Annotated in this window: 18 protein-coding genes; 6 read left to right on the top strand and 12 right to left on the bottom strand. The window is 42.4% G+C overall.

The window, feature by feature from the left end:
* The first annotated feature begins 429 nt into the window (after positions 1–429).
* The 3 genes from ACTG7L_RS00160 to ACTG7L_RS00150 all read left to right on the top strand — a co-directional run bounded on the left by ACTG7L_RS00160 (position 430) and on the right by ACTG7L_RS00150 (position 2,233).
* The gene (locus tag ACTG7L_RS00160) at positions 430–621 is read left to right on the top strand and encodes a ribbon-helix-helix protein, CopG family (protein WP_439286925.1); all 192 of its coding nucleotides are present in this window, start codon (positions 430–432) and stop codon (positions 619–621) included.
* 91 nt (positions 622–712) lie between these two features.
* Positions 713–1,582, top strand: coding sequence for an archaetidylserine decarboxylase (gene asd, locus ACTG7L_RS00155; RefSeq protein WP_439286923.1), 870 nt, complete (start codon positions 713–715; stop codon positions 1,580–1,582).
* A gap of 24 nt (positions 1,583–1,606) precedes the next feature.
* Entirely contained in the window at positions 1,607–2,233 is a 627-nt protein-coding gene (locus ACTG7L_RS00150) for an FKBP-type peptidyl-prolyl cis-trans isomerase (RefSeq protein ID WP_439286922.1), read from the top strand.
* Between the two features lie 52 nt (positions 2,234–2,285).
* Here the strand turns inward: ACTG7L_RS00150 and ispH are convergent, their stop codons facing one another.
* From ispH to ACTG7L_RS00090, 12 genes are all read right to left on the bottom strand, one after another.
* Positions 2,286–3,230 carry a 4-hydroxy-3-methylbut-2-enyl diphosphate reductase gene (gene ispH / locus ACTG7L_RS00145; RefSeq protein ID WP_439286920.1) on the bottom strand — a complete coding sequence of 315 codons (945 nt, stop codon included), beginning with the start codon at positions 3,228–3,230 and terminating at the stop codon, positions 2,286–2,288.
* Positions 3,230–3,733 carry a signal peptidase II gene (lspA, locus tag ACTG7L_RS00140; RefSeq protein ID WP_439286918.1) on the bottom strand — a complete coding sequence of 168 codons (504 nt, stop codon included), beginning with the start codon at positions 3,731–3,733 and terminating at the stop codon, positions 3,230–3,232. Before lspA ends, ispH begins: the two co-directional genes overlap by 1 nt.
* Positions 3,734–4,224: 491 nt before the next feature.
* Positions 4,225–7,029 (bottom strand): isoleucine--tRNA ligase, encoded by a 2,805-nt coding sequence (gene ileS / locus ACTG7L_RS00135; RefSeq protein WP_439286916.1) that lies wholly within the window; start codon positions 7,027–7,029, stop codon positions 4,225–4,227.
* Positions 7,030–7,194: 165 nt separating this feature from the next.
* The gene (locus ACTG7L_RS00130; protein ID WP_439286914.1) at positions 7,195–7,617 is read right to left on the bottom strand and encodes a hypothetical protein; all 423 of its coding nucleotides are present in this window, start codon (positions 7,615–7,617) and stop codon (positions 7,195–7,197) included.
* A complete protein-coding gene (locus ACTG7L_RS00125) occupies positions 7,583–7,765 on the bottom strand; it encodes a hypothetical protein (RefSeq protein ID WP_439286912.1) in 183 nt (60 codons plus the stop codon). The genes ACTG7L_RS00130 and ACTG7L_RS00125 overlap by 35 nt, the downstream gene beginning before the upstream one ends.
* Positions 7,766–7,826: 61 nt before the next feature.
* Positions 7,827–8,336 carry a tRNA adenosine(34) deaminase TadA gene (gene tadA, locus ACTG7L_RS00120; protein ID WP_439286910.1) on the bottom strand — a complete coding sequence of 170 codons (510 nt, stop codon included), beginning with the start codon at positions 8,334–8,336 and terminating at the stop codon, positions 7,827–7,829.
* Positions 8,337–8,790: 454 nt separating this feature from the next.
* Positions 8,791–9,642: a thymidylate synthase gene (locus ACTG7L_RS00115; protein ID WP_439286908.1), complete on the bottom strand. Its 852-nt coding sequence runs from the start codon at positions 9,640–9,642 to the stop codon at positions 8,791–8,793.
* Between the two features lie 9 nt (positions 9,643–9,651).
* Entirely contained in the window at positions 9,652–10,464 is an 813-nt protein-coding gene (gene lgt, locus ACTG7L_RS00110; protein ID WP_439286906.1) for a prolipoprotein diacylglyceryl transferase, read from the bottom strand.
* A 15-nt stretch (positions 10,465–10,479) separates the two neighbouring features.
* Positions 10,480–11,271, bottom strand: a complete 792-nt coding sequence (locus ACTG7L_RS00105; protein ID WP_439286905.1) for a sulfite exporter TauE/SafE family protein — start codon at positions 11,269–11,271, stop codon at positions 10,480–10,482.
* Between the two features lies 1 nt (position 11,272).
* Positions 11,273–11,932 carry an RNA pyrophosphohydrolase gene (gene rppH / locus ACTG7L_RS00100; RefSeq protein ID WP_439258109.1) on the bottom strand — a complete coding sequence of 220 codons (660 nt, stop codon included), beginning with the start codon at positions 11,930–11,932 and terminating at the stop codon, positions 11,273–11,275.
* A gap of 579 nt (positions 11,933–12,511) precedes the next feature.
* Entirely contained in the window at positions 12,512–13,348 is an 837-nt protein-coding gene (locus ACTG7L_RS00095) for a class II glutamine amidotransferase (protein ID WP_439286903.1), read from the bottom strand.
* 136 nt (positions 13,349–13,484) lie between these two features.
* Positions 13,485–13,778, bottom strand: a complete 294-nt coding sequence (locus ACTG7L_RS00090; RefSeq protein WP_439286901.1) for a YfcZ/YiiS family protein — start codon at positions 13,776–13,778, stop codon at positions 13,485–13,487.
* A gap of 194 nt (positions 13,779–13,972) precedes the next feature.
* Here ACTG7L_RS00090 and ACTG7L_RS00085 point away from each other — a divergent pair, with 194 nt between their 5' ends.
* Genes ACTG7L_RS00085 through mutH form a run of 3 tightly spaced genes read left to right on the top strand, consistent with a single transcriptional unit; the run spans position 13,973 to position 16,634 of the window.
* Positions 13,973–15,358 carry an outer membrane protein transport protein gene (locus ACTG7L_RS00085; protein ID WP_439286899.1) on the top strand — a complete coding sequence of 462 codons (1,386 nt, stop codon included), beginning with the start codon at positions 13,973–13,975 and terminating at the stop codon, positions 15,356–15,358.
* Positions 15,359–15,418: 60 nt separating this feature from the next.
* Complete coding sequence (locus ACTG7L_RS00080; protein WP_439286897.1) at positions 15,419–15,955, top strand: methylated-DNA--[protein]-cysteine S-methyltransferase; 537 nt, start codon at positions 15,419–15,421, stop codon at positions 15,953–15,955.
* Position 15,956: 1 nt separating this feature from the next.
* A complete protein-coding gene (gene mutH, locus ACTG7L_RS00075; protein WP_439286896.1) occupies positions 15,957–16,634 on the top strand; it encodes a DNA mismatch repair endonuclease MutH in 678 nt (225 codons plus the stop codon).
* Positions 16,635–16,652: the final 18 nt, after the last annotated feature.

Below are 16,652 nucleotides of genomic sequence, written 5' to 3'. Positions count from 1 at the left end.
GGAGAGGGTTGAGGTGAGAGTAAAACAAAAACACAAAATGCGACCAACAGGTCGCATTTTTTATGGGAAAAATTCCTCTCCCTCTGGGAGAGGGCTAGGGTGAGGGTCATCGCCGAATAAAACCGGCGTTTAACCAAATTTTCCATTTCATTTAAACACAAAAAAGCCTACAAAGAACTTGTAGGCTTTTTTTAAATTTAGTTGTTTTGGTTGGAAAAACCAACTTATAATATACTCACTTTCAGGAGATAGCCTGAAAGTAAGCGTAAGGCTTAATCCTTACGTTTGAAGAGGATAAGAAAATGATTAAAGTCATTATCCTAGTTCTCATCTTATTAGTGATTAGCTTACCGGCATACTAATTTGATGAAACTACACTGGGTGGGAAACCGCCCAGTTCTTCAATAACTCGTATTATGGTGATTTATTATGGCATTGTCAAGAACCGAAATTGTGAATCGCAGCAATGAAAAGCGTGGTATTCGCCAAAAAGGCTTTAAACTTCCCCTTGAGGTGATTGCGGAAATTGAGCGATTAAGTGAACAGCACGGCATTCCACAAAATCAATTGATTATTCAAGCGGTGGCGTGTTTTAAGCAATTGACTTCCTCCTCGTCCTAAAGGACATGGCGCCACCGACAGGCGGATTTCATTTCGCCAACCGGTAAAATAATGCTATAATCCAGCGATTTTCATCAAGAGGAAACAAAACATGACGCAATTAAGCTACTGGCAACGCATCAAAATTGCCTTTCAATATGTGATGCCGCAACTGTATTTAACGCAATTAGCAGGTTGGTTCGCTAAACAAAAATGGGGCGCCGTGACGCATTTTGCCATTAAATTATTTGCCAAAAAATATCAGGTGAATATGCAAGAGGCGGAAAAAACGGAATTTACCGCTTATGCCAGTTTCAATGAATTTTTTATCCGCCCATTAAAAACAGCCGCACGAGAAATTAATCCAGAAAGCACCGCACTTTGTCTGCCGGCCGATGGGCGTATTAGCCAGTGCGGTCATATTTCAGATAATTTATTGTTGCAGGCCAAAGGGCATTTTTTCAGCCTTGAGGATTTATTGGCGGGCGATCAGGCATTAGTCGATGCCTTTAAACACGGCGAGTTTGCCACTACTTACTTGTCGCCACGAGATTACCATCGTGTACACATGCCTTGTGATGGCACACTCACTAAAATGATTTATGTGCCAGGGGAATTGTTTTCGGTCAATCCGTTTTTAAATACCCACATACCGAATCTATTGGCTCGCAATGAGCGGGTGATTTGTGTGTTTGATACCGCTTTTGGCAAGATGATTCAAATCTTAGTCGGCGCCACCATTACTGCCAGCATTAGCACCGCATGGGCTGGCGTGATTAATCCACCTCGAGCAAAAGAAGTGAAAAGCTGGGATTATTCAGGCGACAATGCACCAACCTTGCGTAAAGGGCAAGAAATGGGCGCTTTCCAGTTGGGATCCACGGTGATTAATTTATTCCAAGCGGATCGGGTGCGTTTAGCGGATAATTTAGCTGTCGATACGGTCACCCAAGTCGGCCAAGTATTGGCTTACAAAAAATAATTTATTAACAAAAAAGGAAAAATCATGTCAATTTTTGATGCAGTAAAATTAGAAAGCACCGCCGAAAAAGGTGGTTACGGAATCGGTTTGCAAATCGGCCAACAGCTTGCTGACAGCGGTATGCAAGTGTCCGCTGAGGCCGTGGCAAAAGGGATTTATGATGTGTTAAATCAAAACAAGCCGGCCATTGCTTTAGAAGAAGTGAGCCAAGCCTTACAACAAATTCAACAAGAGGCCCAAGCCGCTGCGCAAGCGCAGTTCCAACAAATCGAAGAAGAGGGCCGTGCGTTTTTAGTAGAAAATGCAAAGAAAGCGGGCGTGAACGTGACGGAAAGCGGTTTGCAATATGAAATTATCACCGCCGGCAATGGCGACAAACCAAGCCGTGACAGTAAAGTACGTGTACATTATACGGGTAAATTAATTGATGGCACGACCTTTGACAGTTCTGTGGTGCGTGGCACACCTGCCGAATTTCCAGTTAGTGGCGTAATTGCCGGTTGGACAGAAGCGCTACAATTAATGCCGGTGGGTTCAAAATGGCGTTTAACCATTCCGCACAATTTAGCCTACGGTGAACGCGGTGCCGGTCAATCCATTCCGCCATTTAGCGTGTTAGTGTTTGACGTGGAATTGTTAGGTATTCTTTAATCACAAAAAAGTGCGGTGTTTTCCACCGCACTTTCTCTATCTTTTTTCTGAGTTAACTCACTTCTTTAATCCGCAACTCTTTCGGCACTTCAAACACAATATCTTCTTCTTGTCCCGCCAGTTCTTCGACCTCGGTCACGCCCAATGCTTTTAGACGATCAATCACCGATTTCACTAATACTTCAGGCGCAGACGCCCCCGCCGTTAAACCAATGGTTTCAACTCCTGTTAACCATGCAGGATCAATATCTGCTGCGTCGTCAAGCAATTTAGCAGGCGTTCCCATGCGATTAGATAACTCGGCTAACCGGTTGGAATTTGATGAATTTTTAGAACCGACCACAATCACTAAATCCGATTGTTCCGCTAAATCTCGCACCGCTTGTTGACGATTGGTGGTGGCGTAGCAAATATCATTTTTACGTGGTCCTTGGATACTTGGGTATTTCTGTTTCAAGGCCTCAATCACATCTGCCGTGTCATCAATGGACAACGTGGTTTGGGTCATAAAGGTGAGATCTTCGTCATCTCGTAATTTGAGTTTAGCAATGTCTTCCACATCTTCCACTAAGAAGATACCGCCGTCATCATTACTGTATTGCCCCATAGTACCCTGTACTTCAGGGTGACCATTATGACCAATTAAAATGGCTTTGGTGCCTTTCTTACTGGCTCGGGCCACCTGCATGTGGACTTTGGTCACCAATGGACAAGTGGCGTCAAATACTTTCAATTCCCGATCTTTGGCCTCTTGTCGCACCGCTTGTGACACACCGTGAGCAGAGAAAATCACAATCGCCCCATCAGGTACTTCGCTTAATTCTTCCACGAAAATCGCCCCACGTTCACGCAAACCATTTACCACAAAACGGTTATGCACCACTTCGTGACGCACGTAAATGGGGGCGCCATGAATTTCTAAGGCAAGCTCAACAATGCTAATAGCACGATCGACACCGGCACAAAATCCCCGAGGGTTGGCTAAAATAATCTTCACTATTTTTTCTCCACCTTGTTTTTATCACCGTTTTTTAATGCGTCTAACACCAATAAACCGGCCCCCACACAAATGGCAATATCGGCCACGTTAAACACCGGATAATGCCAATCTTGCCAATAAAAATCAAAAAAATCCACCACAAAACCGTGATACATACGATCCACCATATTACCTAATGCACCGCCGATAATTAAGGCATAAGCGGTGTTTTGTAGCTTTTGAAGTGCGGTGTTTTTTTTCAAAAAATAAATTAATACGGCGGAAATGGCCAAAGCTAAGATAATAAAAAAGTATTTTTGCCAACCACTGTGATCAGCGAGAAAACTAAAGGCTGCACCAGTGTTTCTGGCGTAGGTGAGATTGAAAATGGGGAGGATGTTAATGCTTTCGTAGAGTTGGAAGTTTTCTACGATAAGGTATTTGGTCGCAAGATCGGCGATAAAGGCGATAAGGGCGAGCCAGAGGTAATGTAAGCCGGTTTTGTTTTGTTTTAATGTCATTTTTTGTTTTTTATAAAATGGGTTGATTTTAATTTAAATCGGGTTTCGCCCGATGGGCGACCATACTTTCTTTTGTTTGTGGCTAGAACGTATTTCGCCGTTGGCGACTTACTTTTTCTTTGCTCGTGCAAAGCAAAAGTAAGCAAAAAGAAAGCACGCCCCGATTTTGCCTTGTTTCCTGAAAATGCCTTAATTTGCTTAACGGAAAATGGCTGAACTCGCTACGCTCACAAACGCTTTAGCGTTTGAACGTTGCTTTAGCAACGATCCGTAGGGCGAACGCAGTGAGTAAACAGACGCCATTTTCCTACAAATTAAGCCATTTTCAGGCGACAAAGACGGGGATTTGTCTATCTAATCCCAAAAACTGAGTTGCTCAACAGGCGGTTCAGACGGGGCCCCGTTACGTCCGTATCTATTATATTTACTACAAAAATTATGCTCATTATTCCCTCTCCCTTTGGGAGAGGGTTAGGGTGAGGGTTCCTCACCTACGCAAATTTCCGCACTTCGCCATTGCCATTGACATTTTCTTCACAGCGTGAACACAAGGTGTTTTCTGCTGGGCTGTCGGAATAGTGCCAACAGCGTGGGCATTTGTGGTGCACAGAACGAATCACTTTGATCGCTAAGCCTTTTACTTCGCCCTCGGCTACGTCGGCTGTTGCCAATGGTTTTACATCGGCTTTGGATGTGATGGTCACAAAGCGTAATTCATTGCCTAATTTTTCTAATAAGGTTTGGTATTCTTGATTAGCAAAAATGGTGACTTCTGATTCTAAGCTACCACCAATCACTTTGTCATTACGTGCGGTTTCTAATACACGGTTGATTTCATCACGTACGGTTAACACTTGTTGCCAGTAAGCATCATCAAATTGTGTATTTGAATCTAAGGCAAATAAGCCGTTGTAAAATTCTTCGGTAAATACAAATTCGCTGCGTTCACCTGGAATATAATGCCAGATTTCATCCGCAGTAAAGGATAAAATCGGGGCAATCCAACGCACCAAAGCCTCAGCAATATGCCATAAAGCGGTCTGACAGCTACGGCGGGCAAGGCTGTCCGCTTTGGTGGTGTATTGACGGTCTTTGATAATATCTAAATAGAATGACCCCATTTCAATGGAACAGAATTTCATCAAACGTTGCACCACAGCGTGGAATTGATAATTATCGTAATTGTCTTTAATTTCATTTTGTGCCTGTAATGCACAATCCACGGCCCAACGGTCTAAGGCGATCATGTCTTCTGGTTTGACAAGATCACGTGTTGGATCAAAACCGTTTAAGTTCGCTAATAAGAAACGAGCGGTGTTACGAATGCGGCGATAACTGTCGGCAGCACGCTTTAAGATTTCATCTGAAACCGTCATTTCACCGGTATAGTCTGTGGAGGCCACCCAAAGGCGTAAAATATCCCCACCAAATTTATCCATCACCTGTTGTGGGGTAACGATATTGCCGATAGATTTTGACATTTTGCGACCTTGACCATCCACCGTGAAACCATGGGTCAGCACTTGTTTATAAGGGGCTTTATTGTCCGTTGCCGTGGAAAGCATTAACGATGACATAAACCAACCACGATGTTGATCGGAACCCTCTAAATACATATCCGGTTCATTACCACCAAATTCAGGGCGGTGTGGCGCTACCGCAGAATAGGTGGATCCCGAGTCAAACCACACATCAAGAGTATCTGGCACTTTGTGGTAATGTGCTGAATCGTCACCAAGCAAGTCTTTTGGATCGAGATCCCACCAAGCCTGAATGCCGTTTTGTTCCACTAATTTTGCCACTTGTTCAATTAATTCTTGCGTGCGTGGGTGTAATTGTTCGGTTTCGTTATGAATAAACAACGCCACTGGAACACCCCAAGTACGTTGACGTGAGATACACCAGTCTGGGCGGTTTTCCACCATTTTTTCAATACGCGCTTGACCCCAATCTGGGATCCAACGGACTTTTTTAATTTCGCTTAATGCCTGTTGACGTAACCCTTTGGTTTCCATACCAATAAACCATTGTGGGGTAGCACGGAAAATCACTGGGGTTTTGTGTCGCCAGCAATGTGGGTAGCTGTGGCGGATTTTTTCTAATTTAAGTAATGCCCCCACTTCGTCTAATTTTTCTAACACTTTGCCGTTGGCCTCAAACACGCCAAGGCCTGCAAAAAATTCTGTTGAGCTAATAAATTTACCGTCATTACCCACTAAACCAGCCATACCAATATCATATTGACGAGCCACCACATAGTCGTCTTGACCATGATCGGGAGCGGTATGCACTAAACCCGTACCACCGTCTAAGGTAACGTGATCGCCTAAAATAAACGGCACTTGATAGGCATAAAATGGGTGATTGAATGGCAATAATTCCAGATCGGCACCTTTGGCAGAACCAAGTACTTTCCAACTTTCTACGCCAATGGCTTTCGCCACCGATTCCACCAATTCTTTGGCCAGAATCAAGCGTTCATCACCGAATTGCACCACTTGATAATCAAATTCTGCATTTAACGCAATGGCTTTATTAGACGGAATGGTCCAAGGGGTAGTGGTCCAAATCACTGCGGATAATTTGCCTTGCCCTTTTTCAGTTAAATTAAAGGCTTTTTCCACCGCACTTTCATCAGCAGCTTGGAATTTTACGTAAATAGACGGTGAGGTTTTATCTTCATACTCGACTTCCGCCTCGGAAAGTGAAGAGGCACAATCTAAACACCAATATACCGGTTTTGCCCCTTTGTATAAGTGTCCATTCGCTACCGCTTTACCAAACGCACGGATAATATTCGCCTCGGTCGCAAAGTTCATGGTTAAATAAGGATTATCCCAATCCCCAATTACGCCCAAACGGATAAAATCTTTTTTCTGACCCGCCACTTGCTCTGCTGCATATTTACGGCATTCCGCACGAAATTCAGCCGCCGTGACATTCTGATTCGGCTTACCCACCAAGCCTTCGACTTTCAACTCAATCGGCAAGCCATGACAATCCCAACCTGGCACATAAGGCGAGTCATAACCTAATGCGGTTTTGGATTTGACAATCATATCTTTTAAGATTTTGTTCACCGCATGACCGATATGAATCGTGCCATTTGCATAAGGAGGGCCGTCATGCAAAATAAAGGTTTTCTTGCCTTTGCCTGCTTGACGGATTTTGCCGTAAAGATTCTTGTCGTACCAATTTTTTAACATAGCGGGTTCACGTTTCGCCAAATCCCCACGCATTGGAAAACCTGTTTCAGGCAGGTTTAAGGTATTTTTGTAATCAACTTGTTCTGACATATTTTTACCAATTTATAAATTTACATAAAAGAGAGCGTATTAACCAAAATTAATACAAAGGAATGCACGCATTATACGCTGAAATAAGGAAAGATTAAACCTAAATTACATTGCCCCAAAAGGGACTATGATATTTAGCAATAAATAGTATCAACGCGATTAATATCAGTTACCCTTTTGAATATAACTGTCAATCAACATTCTGATTTTTCTCATTAAATCAGGTTGATTTTTTTCAGTTTTAGAACCAAATAGTTGATTATGATTGGCAAGAAACCTGACACTAAAACTAAATTCATCATCTCGGCGTAACACGAGTAAAGGATCATTGTTTTCGGAAATTCTGGCATGAAAGAGATCAATGTACCATGGACTGGATCCGACAACTGAATTAGAGTCTTTTAATCTGCCTATTTTACGTTCACTGTCATTTTCGTAAATTTCTACATAACCTTGATTTTCCCATTGAATGAGTAAATCAAAAATATTATCTTCATATTGCTTTAGTATTTCATCCGTAAAACCCAGTTCTTTGCTAATTTCCGAAAATAGGCTATTTAGTTGAACCGTGGCGATGATTTTTTGCATAATAAACTTCCTTGAAATGGGCCAACTTTTCTTCCCGAGTATTGCCTTGAATTTTAATATTTTCTCCCACGACATCACCATATTGAATCAAGGTATGTATTAATTCAGCATTGGCTGGTGGTGTGATTATTTTCTCTTGCTGTATCATGGTCTTTTCTCCATACTCTCGTTGTTGGAAATTCTATCAATATTAGGGTATGAAGTCAATTTTAACTGTTTTTGTTTACAGCTAATTTAGCTTGACGTTTTTGCTCACGTCTTTGCCGAAAAAAATCACTCAATTTTTCACCGCACTTTTCCGCTAAAATGCCCCCTGTAATTTCTAAAACATGGTTCATTTTATAATCATCAAAGAAATGAAAGCGTGAACCGACTGCCCCTGTTTTATAATCATAGGCACCAAAAACAAGGCGTTTAATACGGCTGTGTAAAATAGCACCGGCACACATGGTACAAGGCTCGAGAGTGACATAGAGTGTGGTGTTGAGTAGGCGGTAATTTTGGAGGGTTTCCGCTCCTTGACGTAATGCGATGATTTCAGCATGAGCGGTGGGATCGTTATGAGTGATAGATTGGTTCCAGCCCTCGCCGATAATGTGGTTGTTTTCGTCAACGAGGACGGCACCCACGGGGATTTCGCCATTATCTTGGGCTTTTTGGGCGAGATCGAGGGCGTGTTGAATGAAATGTTGATCGAGTTGGGGTTGGTTTTTTTTCATATTTATCTTTTTATTTTAAATCGGGTTTCGCCGTTGGCGACTTACTTTTTCTTTGCTCGTGCAAAGCAAAAGTAAGCAAAAAGAAAGCACGCCCCAACTTTGCCTTGTTTCCTGAAAAGGATTAAATTTGCTTAACGGAAAAGTTGTCAACTCGCTTCGCTCAAACAGCACAACTTTTCCTACAAATTTAATCCTTTTCAGGCGGCAAACATGGGGACCCCATTGGTGAAATAATAAAATTCAGTGCAAGCTACGGAGTAGCTTAAAAAAATATCTATTTTTCAACCGCACTTTTATTTACGCTCGGTCAAAAATTGGGGTCCCGTCTGAACTGTCTGAGCGCAGCGAGTTCAAAATTTAGCGTGAAGAAAATACCAAATAAGCTCAGAAAAGCGGTGAAGTCGGGGTGTGTTTCTTTTGTTACTTTTCTTTGCACAAGCAAAGAAAAGTAAGGCTAAACACTAAACGGATACTTAATCGGCTCATGACACTCATACCCCACCACTTTAAAATCATCCATTGTCACCCAAGTCTCTAAATCTTCAAGACTTTTGATCTCTGGATTAATATCTAATTTCGGTGATGGAAACGGCTCACGTTTTAACTGCACATCACGCATTAATTCAAGCTGATCTTCATAAATATGCGCATTCACAATTTTATGATAAGCCTTGCCGGCTTTTTTACCAGTAATCTGAGCCATTAACACCAAGAACGTAAATACTTGAATTTGATTGAAATTCAAACCCAATGGCACATCACAAGAACGCTGATAGCTAGTTAAATAAAGGGTATCCCCCAACAAAGAGAACGTGTGACTGTACATACAAGGACGTAAACAGCCTAGCTCGATTTCACCAGGGTTTAAAAAGGTCAAAATCTCACCGCGATCATCAATTCCCTTACTTAAATTATTGACGATTTTACGCAACTGATCTACGGTTTCGCCATTTGGCTTTTGCCAACGTCTACCTTGTACGCCATAGACACGCCCCATATCGTCCGTGCCTTTACGGTTCGGGTTAGTTAACCAAGCCTGATTTTCATTGGCATTCGCATCCCAAGTTTTTGTACCCAGTTGACGAAAATCGGCGGCATTATCATAACCACGGATATAACCTAAAAATTCGGCAATGGCGGCTTTCCAATAACTTTTTCTTGTGGTAATAATCGGAAATTGGTTATTCGCTACATCATATTCCAGATCGGCATTGATCACGGTTAAACAACGTTTGCCTGTTCGTTCGTTCTCAATCCACGTGCCTTCATCAATGATACGTTGGCATAAATTTAAATATTGTCGCATAAAAATTCCTTAATTTTTCACCGCACTTTTACGGTATGCCCACCATATAATCATCAGCCCGCCGATAATCATCGGTAAACACAACAACTGACCACGGGTAATCAGATCTTGCGCCGTATTCACGTGATGATCGATTTCTCGCACATATTCCACCAAGAAACGGAAACAGCCATAACCAATCAAGAATAACCCTGACACAGCACCCATTGGACGTGGCTTGCGAATAAATAAATTTAACATCACAAATAACACCACGCCCTCTAATATCGCCTCATATAATTGTGAGGGGTGCAAGGGAATGTCACCTTGATAGCCATAGGGGAACATGGCCCAAGGCACGGCGTCCAGATTTTCAACGGGGCGGCCCCATAATTCATTGTTAATAAAATTGCCTAAACGGCCTAAGCCTAAACCAAATGGCACGAGCGGTGCAATCAGATCTGCCGTCTGCCAGAAGCTACGTTTTTGGCGTATGGATATGAGTATCATGGCTACAATCACCCCAATTAATCCACCATGGAACGACATGCCGCCCTCCCAGATTCGAAATAAATACAGCGGATCTTGTAGGAATTTGTCAAAACTATAAAAGAACACGTCGCCAATACGACCACCTAAGATCACGCCGGCAAAACAGCCATAAAGCAGTTGATCGAATTGATCGGTATTCCACGTGTGTGGCGACTGTTTAACCCGTCGCATACCGAGCCAATAGGCAAAGCCAAAGCCCAATAAATACATCACGCCGTACCAATGTAAATGGATCGGACCCAGTGAAAGGGCAACGGGGTCAATATAAGGTAAATGAATAAAATCGTGCATAAATTCCCTTTTGAATTAGCTAATTAACATTTTTAATGCCACAAAAATTAAAAATACCGCAAAACAACGTTTTAAGGTCGCCACCGGTAAGCGATTGGTCACCATCACGCCTAATTTAGTGGTAAACATGGAGGTTAACGTAATGCCTAACACGGCGGGTAAATACACATAACCAAGTGACCAATCAGGCATATTCTCTAAATTCCAACCACTGGAAATATAACTTAAGGATCCCGACGTTGCGAGCAACATACCACAAAAAGAGGAAGAACCAATGGCTTGTTTCATTTCATAGCCTCTTGCATTTAAGAATGGCACAATAAAACCACCGCCACCAATGCCCGCAAAACTGGAGGCAATGCCAATCAAGCCACCGCCAATAATCGCAGATTGCGTGGTTAACGGTTTATTTTGCATTTTAGATTTCGCAGACAAGATCATTTTGATCGCTAAATACACCACTAAACAAGCAAAAATCTTACTCGAATATGCTTTAGGCAGTTGGCTCACAAAAAAGCTGGCTAAATAAGTGGCTACCATAATAGCGGGCGCAAAAATCTTTAAGGATGGCCAAACAATGTTACCCGATTTGTAATGATTATAGGCGGAGGAGGCGCCTGTAATAATGATCGTGGTGAATGAGGTTCCCAAAGCTACCGACATCAACATCGGATCAGGAATCCCCATCATGGGCAATAAATACACCAACACCGGCACAATCACTAAGCCACCGCCAATCCCGAATAAGCCAGCGAGAAAGCCGACCACACAGCCCACGGCGAGGCAGATCAGTAAAAATGATAACATCTTAATATCTCCGTTTTTTCTTGGTTTTTTGTTGAGATTTATGGTAATAAGGCGACCGATTTGGCATGCCTTTTGCTCTCTCTTTCGGGTTGTCTTTTGCGGTTTCTTTCGGCATCTCTTGCACGCTGTCTGACGCTTTTTCTTTTGCTGTCACTTTAGAATTAACCAACAGCACATCCGTTTTATGTGGATCAAATAACGCCAAAGCAAATTCTTTCATGGCTTTACGATACACTTCACGCTTAAAAGACACCACTTGACGCACCGGATACCAAAAACTGACCCAACGCCAACCATCAAATTCAGGGGTTTTACTGCAATTCATATTAAGTGCTTGTTCATCACTCATTAACTGCAACAAAAACCACTTTTGTTTTTGTCCAATGCAAATCGGCTTACTGTCATGGCGTAACAAACGTTTCGGTAGCTTATAACGTAACCAGTGCCGAGAGGAACAAACAATACGAACGTCTTTTTTGGTTAATCCCACTTCTTCATATAATTCACGGTACATGGCTTGCTCAGGCGTTTCATTATCATTGATCCCCCCTTGCGGAAACTGCCACGAATTTTGTCCGTACCTTTTTGCCCAAAGCACTTGCCCTTTTTGATTACAAATGACAATACCCACATTGGGACGGTAGCCATCGCTATCGATCACTATCGTTTATCCTTAAAATTAGCTAATCTGAATGTATTGTGTTGGATTATGGCACAATCTGTGATTTTAGCCAATACTCTATCTCTTTTTATCTTCATCAGCGCATTTTCTTGGCCTTGTGTATAACGCTGTGTATAACATGGGGAAAAGCCTTGAATAAAAGAAGATAATCCCATTTAGCACACAAAAACATTTTATTAGACAAGGCATTTGGGCTTTTTGCTTAAAGATCCACCATAAAAAAATCAGGCGTAAATGACACCGCACTTTTCCACAGAATCATGCACAATTCGATCTGTACAGGTTGACAAAATCGGTTAACTTAGCAACAACGGTGTGATTTATTCTTATGGACTGTGGATAAAATTGTGACTGGTTCAATGATAACAAGGAAAAACATTCAAGCGACGCTTAAAATCGCATAATTTACCTTTATTTTTCAACCAGATAAACAGAACACTCAAAAGAAGAAAAAAATCATCAATCTACCGATTATTTTTTAGACACCGTAAATTTCACCCAAAAAAAGAGGCATCACATTTGACGTTATGCCTCTTTTTAACCATGCCCTAAGGGACATTATAAACATTCATTGACCTGACGATCACCCAAGGTGCCATCATCAATAATCGCTTTTTCTACGCCAATAATCTCTTTCACTTTCTCGCCATCTTTGAAAAACACAAAGCCACCACTGAGCATTTTGGTCCATTTTTCATCCTTGGTTAAAGGAAACGTGGTAATAATCGTCACCTTGTCGCCCTCTTTGGCGTAATCATTAAAGTCAATCACGCCCTCGTCATCAATACGTTGAGCCTTGCCAAAAGGCGCTTGGCGGGTCAAATAATGGAGGTTGGTAGAACAATGGGCGATCATCCATTCGCCATTCGACAGGATAAAATTAAACGTACCGTGCTGAGATAAAAATTCCGTCACCTCTTGCACCGCTAAGAAAATGTCCTGTTCAGCGGGTTTACGCTGAAAACGTGTTTTTAACACTTCAGCCATATAACAAAACGCTGCTTCAGAATCAGTCGAACCAATTGGCTGGCAAAAACTGCCCGTCATATCGGGCAAATCGTGCAAATTGCCGTTATGCGCAAACACCCAATTTTCACCCCAAATTTCCCGAATAAACGGGTGCGTGTTTTCAATATCCACGCTACCCTGAGTAGCTTTGCGAATATGGGCAATTACGTTTAATGACTTTATTTTATATTGTTTAACACAATCCCCAATCGGCGACAAGGCGGCGGGACGATTATCACGAAAAATGCGTACGCCTTTGCCCTCAAAAAAAGCAATCCCAAAACCGTCAGAATGACTATCCGTCAACCCCGCACGGCGCCGAAATCCCTCAAATGAAAAGACAATATCCGTTGGTGTATTGCAATTCATTCCTAATAATTGGCACATAATCAAACCTACAAAGAAAAACCCCATAATAAATGCAGATTTAACACGATAATTTGAATTTTTACAATATTTTTTAAGAAATTTTTTTAGATCAAATTGGCATTAAAATAAGCAAAATCCGATAACACTATCCGACCTACATTTTCATTTGAAATAATACCGCTTCCACTTCACAGCAAAATTGAATATGTAGCGTTAATGTAAAAACGTTCTCCTGTGCTTGAATGTCACTATAGATTTCACAAGGTTCACTTTCTATCTGTTTAGCTTGTAGGGTAAAATAAGCTAAGGCTTGTTCGGCCTCTTGTTGGCTCACAAAAACCTGTGAAATGTTCACCGCACTTTCCGAGCCATCAAAAAAACCATTGGCCTTGGATTTTGAACCGCAGCGGCTGGTTTGTTCGATTCGTTGAGCAAGATTATTTGACATGTTTTTTCCTTTATTTGTTGACATCATTAAATCGTTTCAGCGCAGTTTATCACGAATAAATAAGGCAGCAATGCCTTTTTTGTCAACTGGTCGGAACAGCTGTCTAATGGGCAAAAAAGATTGAACTATCTTGTTGAGTTAATTAGAATTCGACTAATTTTTACAGAAATGTTAACTACTTACTAGGAAAATCCATGAAAAATCTTTTTACTAAAACCTTACTATCCTCTGCTTTATTGGCCGCTACAGGCGCAGCCAATGCCGCCGCATTCCAATTAGCTGAAATTTCAACCTCAGGTTTAGGCCGTGCCTATTCTGGTGAGGCAGCCATTGCAGATAATGCCGGCGTAGTCGCAACAAACCCTGCGTTAATGAGTCTTTTCAAACGCCCTGAACTCTCTTTAGGTGCAATTTATGTGGATCCAAATATTGATATTGAGGGTACTACATTATATGGCACAGGTGCCGATACTAATGCAAATGCCAAAGACATTGCGAAAGGTGCTCTCGTGCCTAACATTTATTTTGTTGCCCCGATCAACGATAAATTTGCAATCGGTGGTGGATTAAATGTGAACTATGGTTTAGCAACAGAATATGATGATAACTATTCTGCTGGCTTTATCGCAGGAAAAACCGATTTAACTGCCTTAAACTTTAATTTGAGCGGTTCTTATAAAGTATTAGATAGTTTAACCTTAGGTTTAGGTGTCAATGCCGTTTATGCAGATGCCATCATTGAGCGTCGTTTAGGCTCATTAACCGCTGCACCTTATCTTGTTGCGGCCAAAACCAATGCGGCCTACGCCACAGCCGCTGCACAAGGGGGCGATTACGCTGCGGCAGCAGGCTACAAATCGGCAGCACAGCAAGCCATTGCATCCGCCCAAACAGCAGCCGCTAATCCATCTTCTGCTACCTTACGTAAAATCGAAGGCGATGAATGGGGCTTTGGTTGGAACGCAGGTTTAATGTGGCAAGCCACAGAAACAAGCCGTTTTGGTTTAGCCTACCACTCCAAAATTGATATTGATTTTGAAGGCGATTACAGTGATTCTGGTGCTTACATCGGATCTTACACCCAAGGCAACCAACCGGGTTCATTAACCTTACCATTGCCTGCTTACTGGGAATTCTCGGGTTTCCACCAAGTGAACGATAAATTCGCTTTCCATTATAGCTGGAAATACACCGAATGGTCTAAATTCAAAGAATTGCGTGCGGTGGGATCTTCTGGTAAAGAATTATTCCAAAAAACTGAAAAATTCCGTGATAGTTCTCGTTTAGCCTTAGGTGCAACTTATCATGCAACAGATGCGTTAACCGTACGTGCGGGTGTGGCTTATGATGAAACGGCTGCTGGCGATCATCAATCCATTTCCATTCCAGATACCGACCGTATGTGGTACAGCGTCGGGGCAACCTATCGTTTCACACCAGATTTATCGGTTGATGTCGGTTTCGCTCACTTACGTGGCAGCAAAAACCATTTCCAAGAAAGCCAATCAGGTGTGATCACCGATGTGAAAGTGAAAGCCACGGCTAACCTTTACGGCTTAAACGTAAACTATCGTTTCTAATTGATCACAAATTAGCATATAATCGGGCGTAATCTTTACGCCCTTTTTTATTGAAACATCATGATCCACTATTGCTATTACGCCTCCCCCATTGGCAAACTGTTAATCTTAACGGAAAATAATCAGCTCACCCATGTAGACTTTGAGCTTGAACAAATTGCCCCCAATCCACGTTGGCAATATCAACCCGATTTAGCGATTTTTCAACAAATTTGCACCGCACTTGACCGCTATTTTCAAGGCGAACCGGAAACCTTTGCGGACATTCCCTTAGCGCCACAAGGCACGCCATTTCAGCAACGTATTTGGCAAGCGTTACGTCAAGTTCCCTATGGTCAAACCTTAAGTTATGCGGAGTTAGCACAACAGATAAACAACCCCAAAGCCGTACGTGCCGTAGGCGGGGCTGTGGGGCGTAATCCGATTAGCATTATTATTCCTTGTCACCGAATCCTAGGCAAAAATCGCCAACTCACGGGGTTTGGTGGCGGTTTACCGACAAAACGTTATCTCTTAGATTTAGAACAGATCCCTTATGTGAATAAGGGCGTGGAATATGTGAAACAAAAATTATTGAAAAAATACACCGCACTTTGATATGAAAAAAATCAGCTCCCCACTCACCGAACAAGCCCTATTGCAACGAGCCAATGCCATTGCTGGCTTAACTTTTTCCGAATTGGCAGAGGAACTGGGCATAAGCGTGCCTGCAGATTTAAAACGAGATAAAGGTTGGGTCGGTCAGCTGATTGAAACCGCTTTAGGGGCCAAAGCTGGCAGTAAGCCCGAGCAAGATTTCGCACATTTGGGCATTGAGTTAAAAACCATTCCCATTAATGCACAAGGCTATCCGTTAGAAACCACTTTTGTTAGCCTTGCGCCATTAGTACAAAATTCTGGCGTGGACTGGCAACATTCACATGTAAAACATAAACTCAGTAAAGTGTTGTGGATCCCCGTGCAAGGCGAACGATCTATTCCACTGGCCGAGCGTTATATTGGTCAGCCGATTCTATGGCAACCGAACCCACAACAAGAACAACGACTTCGACAAGATTGGGAAGAATTGATGGAATATATTGTTCTCGGTCACGTGGAAAAAATTAACGCCACCTTAGGCGAAGTGTTGCAGCTACGCCCCAAAGGCGCCAATAGCCGAGCGCTCACAAAAGGCATTGGCAAACATGGCGAACTGATCGACACTTTGCCGTTAGGCTTTTATTTACGCAAAGCCTTTACTGCAGAAATTCTGCAGAATTTCTTGCAAGCCCGATAAAAAAATGCCCTGTTATTC

It is taken from the genome of Lonepinella sp. BR2357 (genome assembly GCF_051851525.1).
Classification (GTDB): Bacteria; Pseudomonadota; Gammaproteobacteria; order Enterobacterales; family Pasteurellaceae; genus Lonepinella.
Note: the sequence above shows the minus strand (reverse complement) of the source record. Positions and strands in the feature narration are given on the sequence as shown.

Excerpts from the sequence above, each read along its gene's own strand:
- asd (WP_439286923.1), top strand. The coding sequence starts at position 713 with ATGACGCAATTAAGCTACTGGCAACGCATCAAAATTGCCTTTCAATAT.
- ACTG7L_RS00115 (WP_439286908.1), bottom strand. The coding sequence starts at position 9,642 with ATGCGACAATATTTAAATTTATGCCAACGTATCATTGATGAAGGCACG.
- mutH (WP_439286896.1), top strand. The coding sequence starts at position 15,957 with ATGAAAAAAATCAGCTCCCCACTCACCGAACAAGCCCTATTGCAACGA.
- ACTG7L_RS00130 (WP_439286914.1), bottom strand. The coding sequence starts at position 7,617 with ATGCAAAAAATCATCGCCACGGTTCAACTAAATAGCCTATTTTCGGAA.
- ACTG7L_RS00095 (WP_439286903.1), bottom strand. The coding sequence starts at position 13,348 with ATGTGCCAATTATTAGGAATGAATTGCAATACACCAACGGATATTGTC.
- ileS (WP_439286916.1), bottom strand. The coding sequence starts at position 7,029 with ATGTCAGAACAAGTTGATTACAAAAATACCTTAAACCTGCCTGAAACA.
- tadA (WP_439286910.1), bottom strand. The coding sequence starts at position 8,336 with ATGAAAAAAAACCAACCCCAACTCGATCAACATTTCATTCAACACGCC.
- ACTG7L_RS00160 (WP_439286925.1), top strand. The coding sequence starts at position 430 with ATGGCATTGTCAAGAACCGAAATTGTGAATCGCAGCAATGAAAAGCGT.
- ACTG7L_RS00150 (WP_439286922.1), top strand. The coding sequence starts at position 1,607 with ATGTCAATTTTTGATGCAGTAAAATTAGAAAGCACCGCCGAAAAAGGT.
- ACTG7L_RS00085 (WP_439286899.1), top strand. The coding sequence starts at position 13,973 with ATGAAAAATCTTTTTACTAAAACCTTACTATCCTCTGCTTTATTGGCC.
- ACTG7L_RS00080 (WP_439286897.1), top strand. The coding sequence starts at position 15,419 with ATGATCCACTATTGCTATTACGCCTCCCCCATTGGCAAACTGTTAATC.
- ACTG7L_RS00125 (WP_439286912.1), bottom strand. The coding sequence starts at position 7,765 with ATGATACAGCAAGAGAAAATAATCACACCACCAGCCAATGCTGAATTA.
- ACTG7L_RS00090 (WP_439286901.1), bottom strand. The coding sequence starts at position 13,778 with ATGTCAAATAATCTTGCTCAACGAATCGAACAAACCAGCCGCTGCGGT.
- lgt (WP_439286906.1), bottom strand. The coding sequence starts at position 10,464 with ATGCACGATTTTATTCATTTACCTTATATTGACCCCGTTGCCCTTTCA.
- ACTG7L_RS00105 (WP_439286905.1), bottom strand. The coding sequence starts at position 11,271 with ATGTTATCATTTTTACTGATCTGCCTCGCCGTGGGCTGTGTGGTCGGC.
- lspA (WP_439286918.1), bottom strand. The coding sequence starts at position 3,733 with ATGACATTAAAACAAAACAAAACCGGCTTACATTACCTCTGGCTCGCC.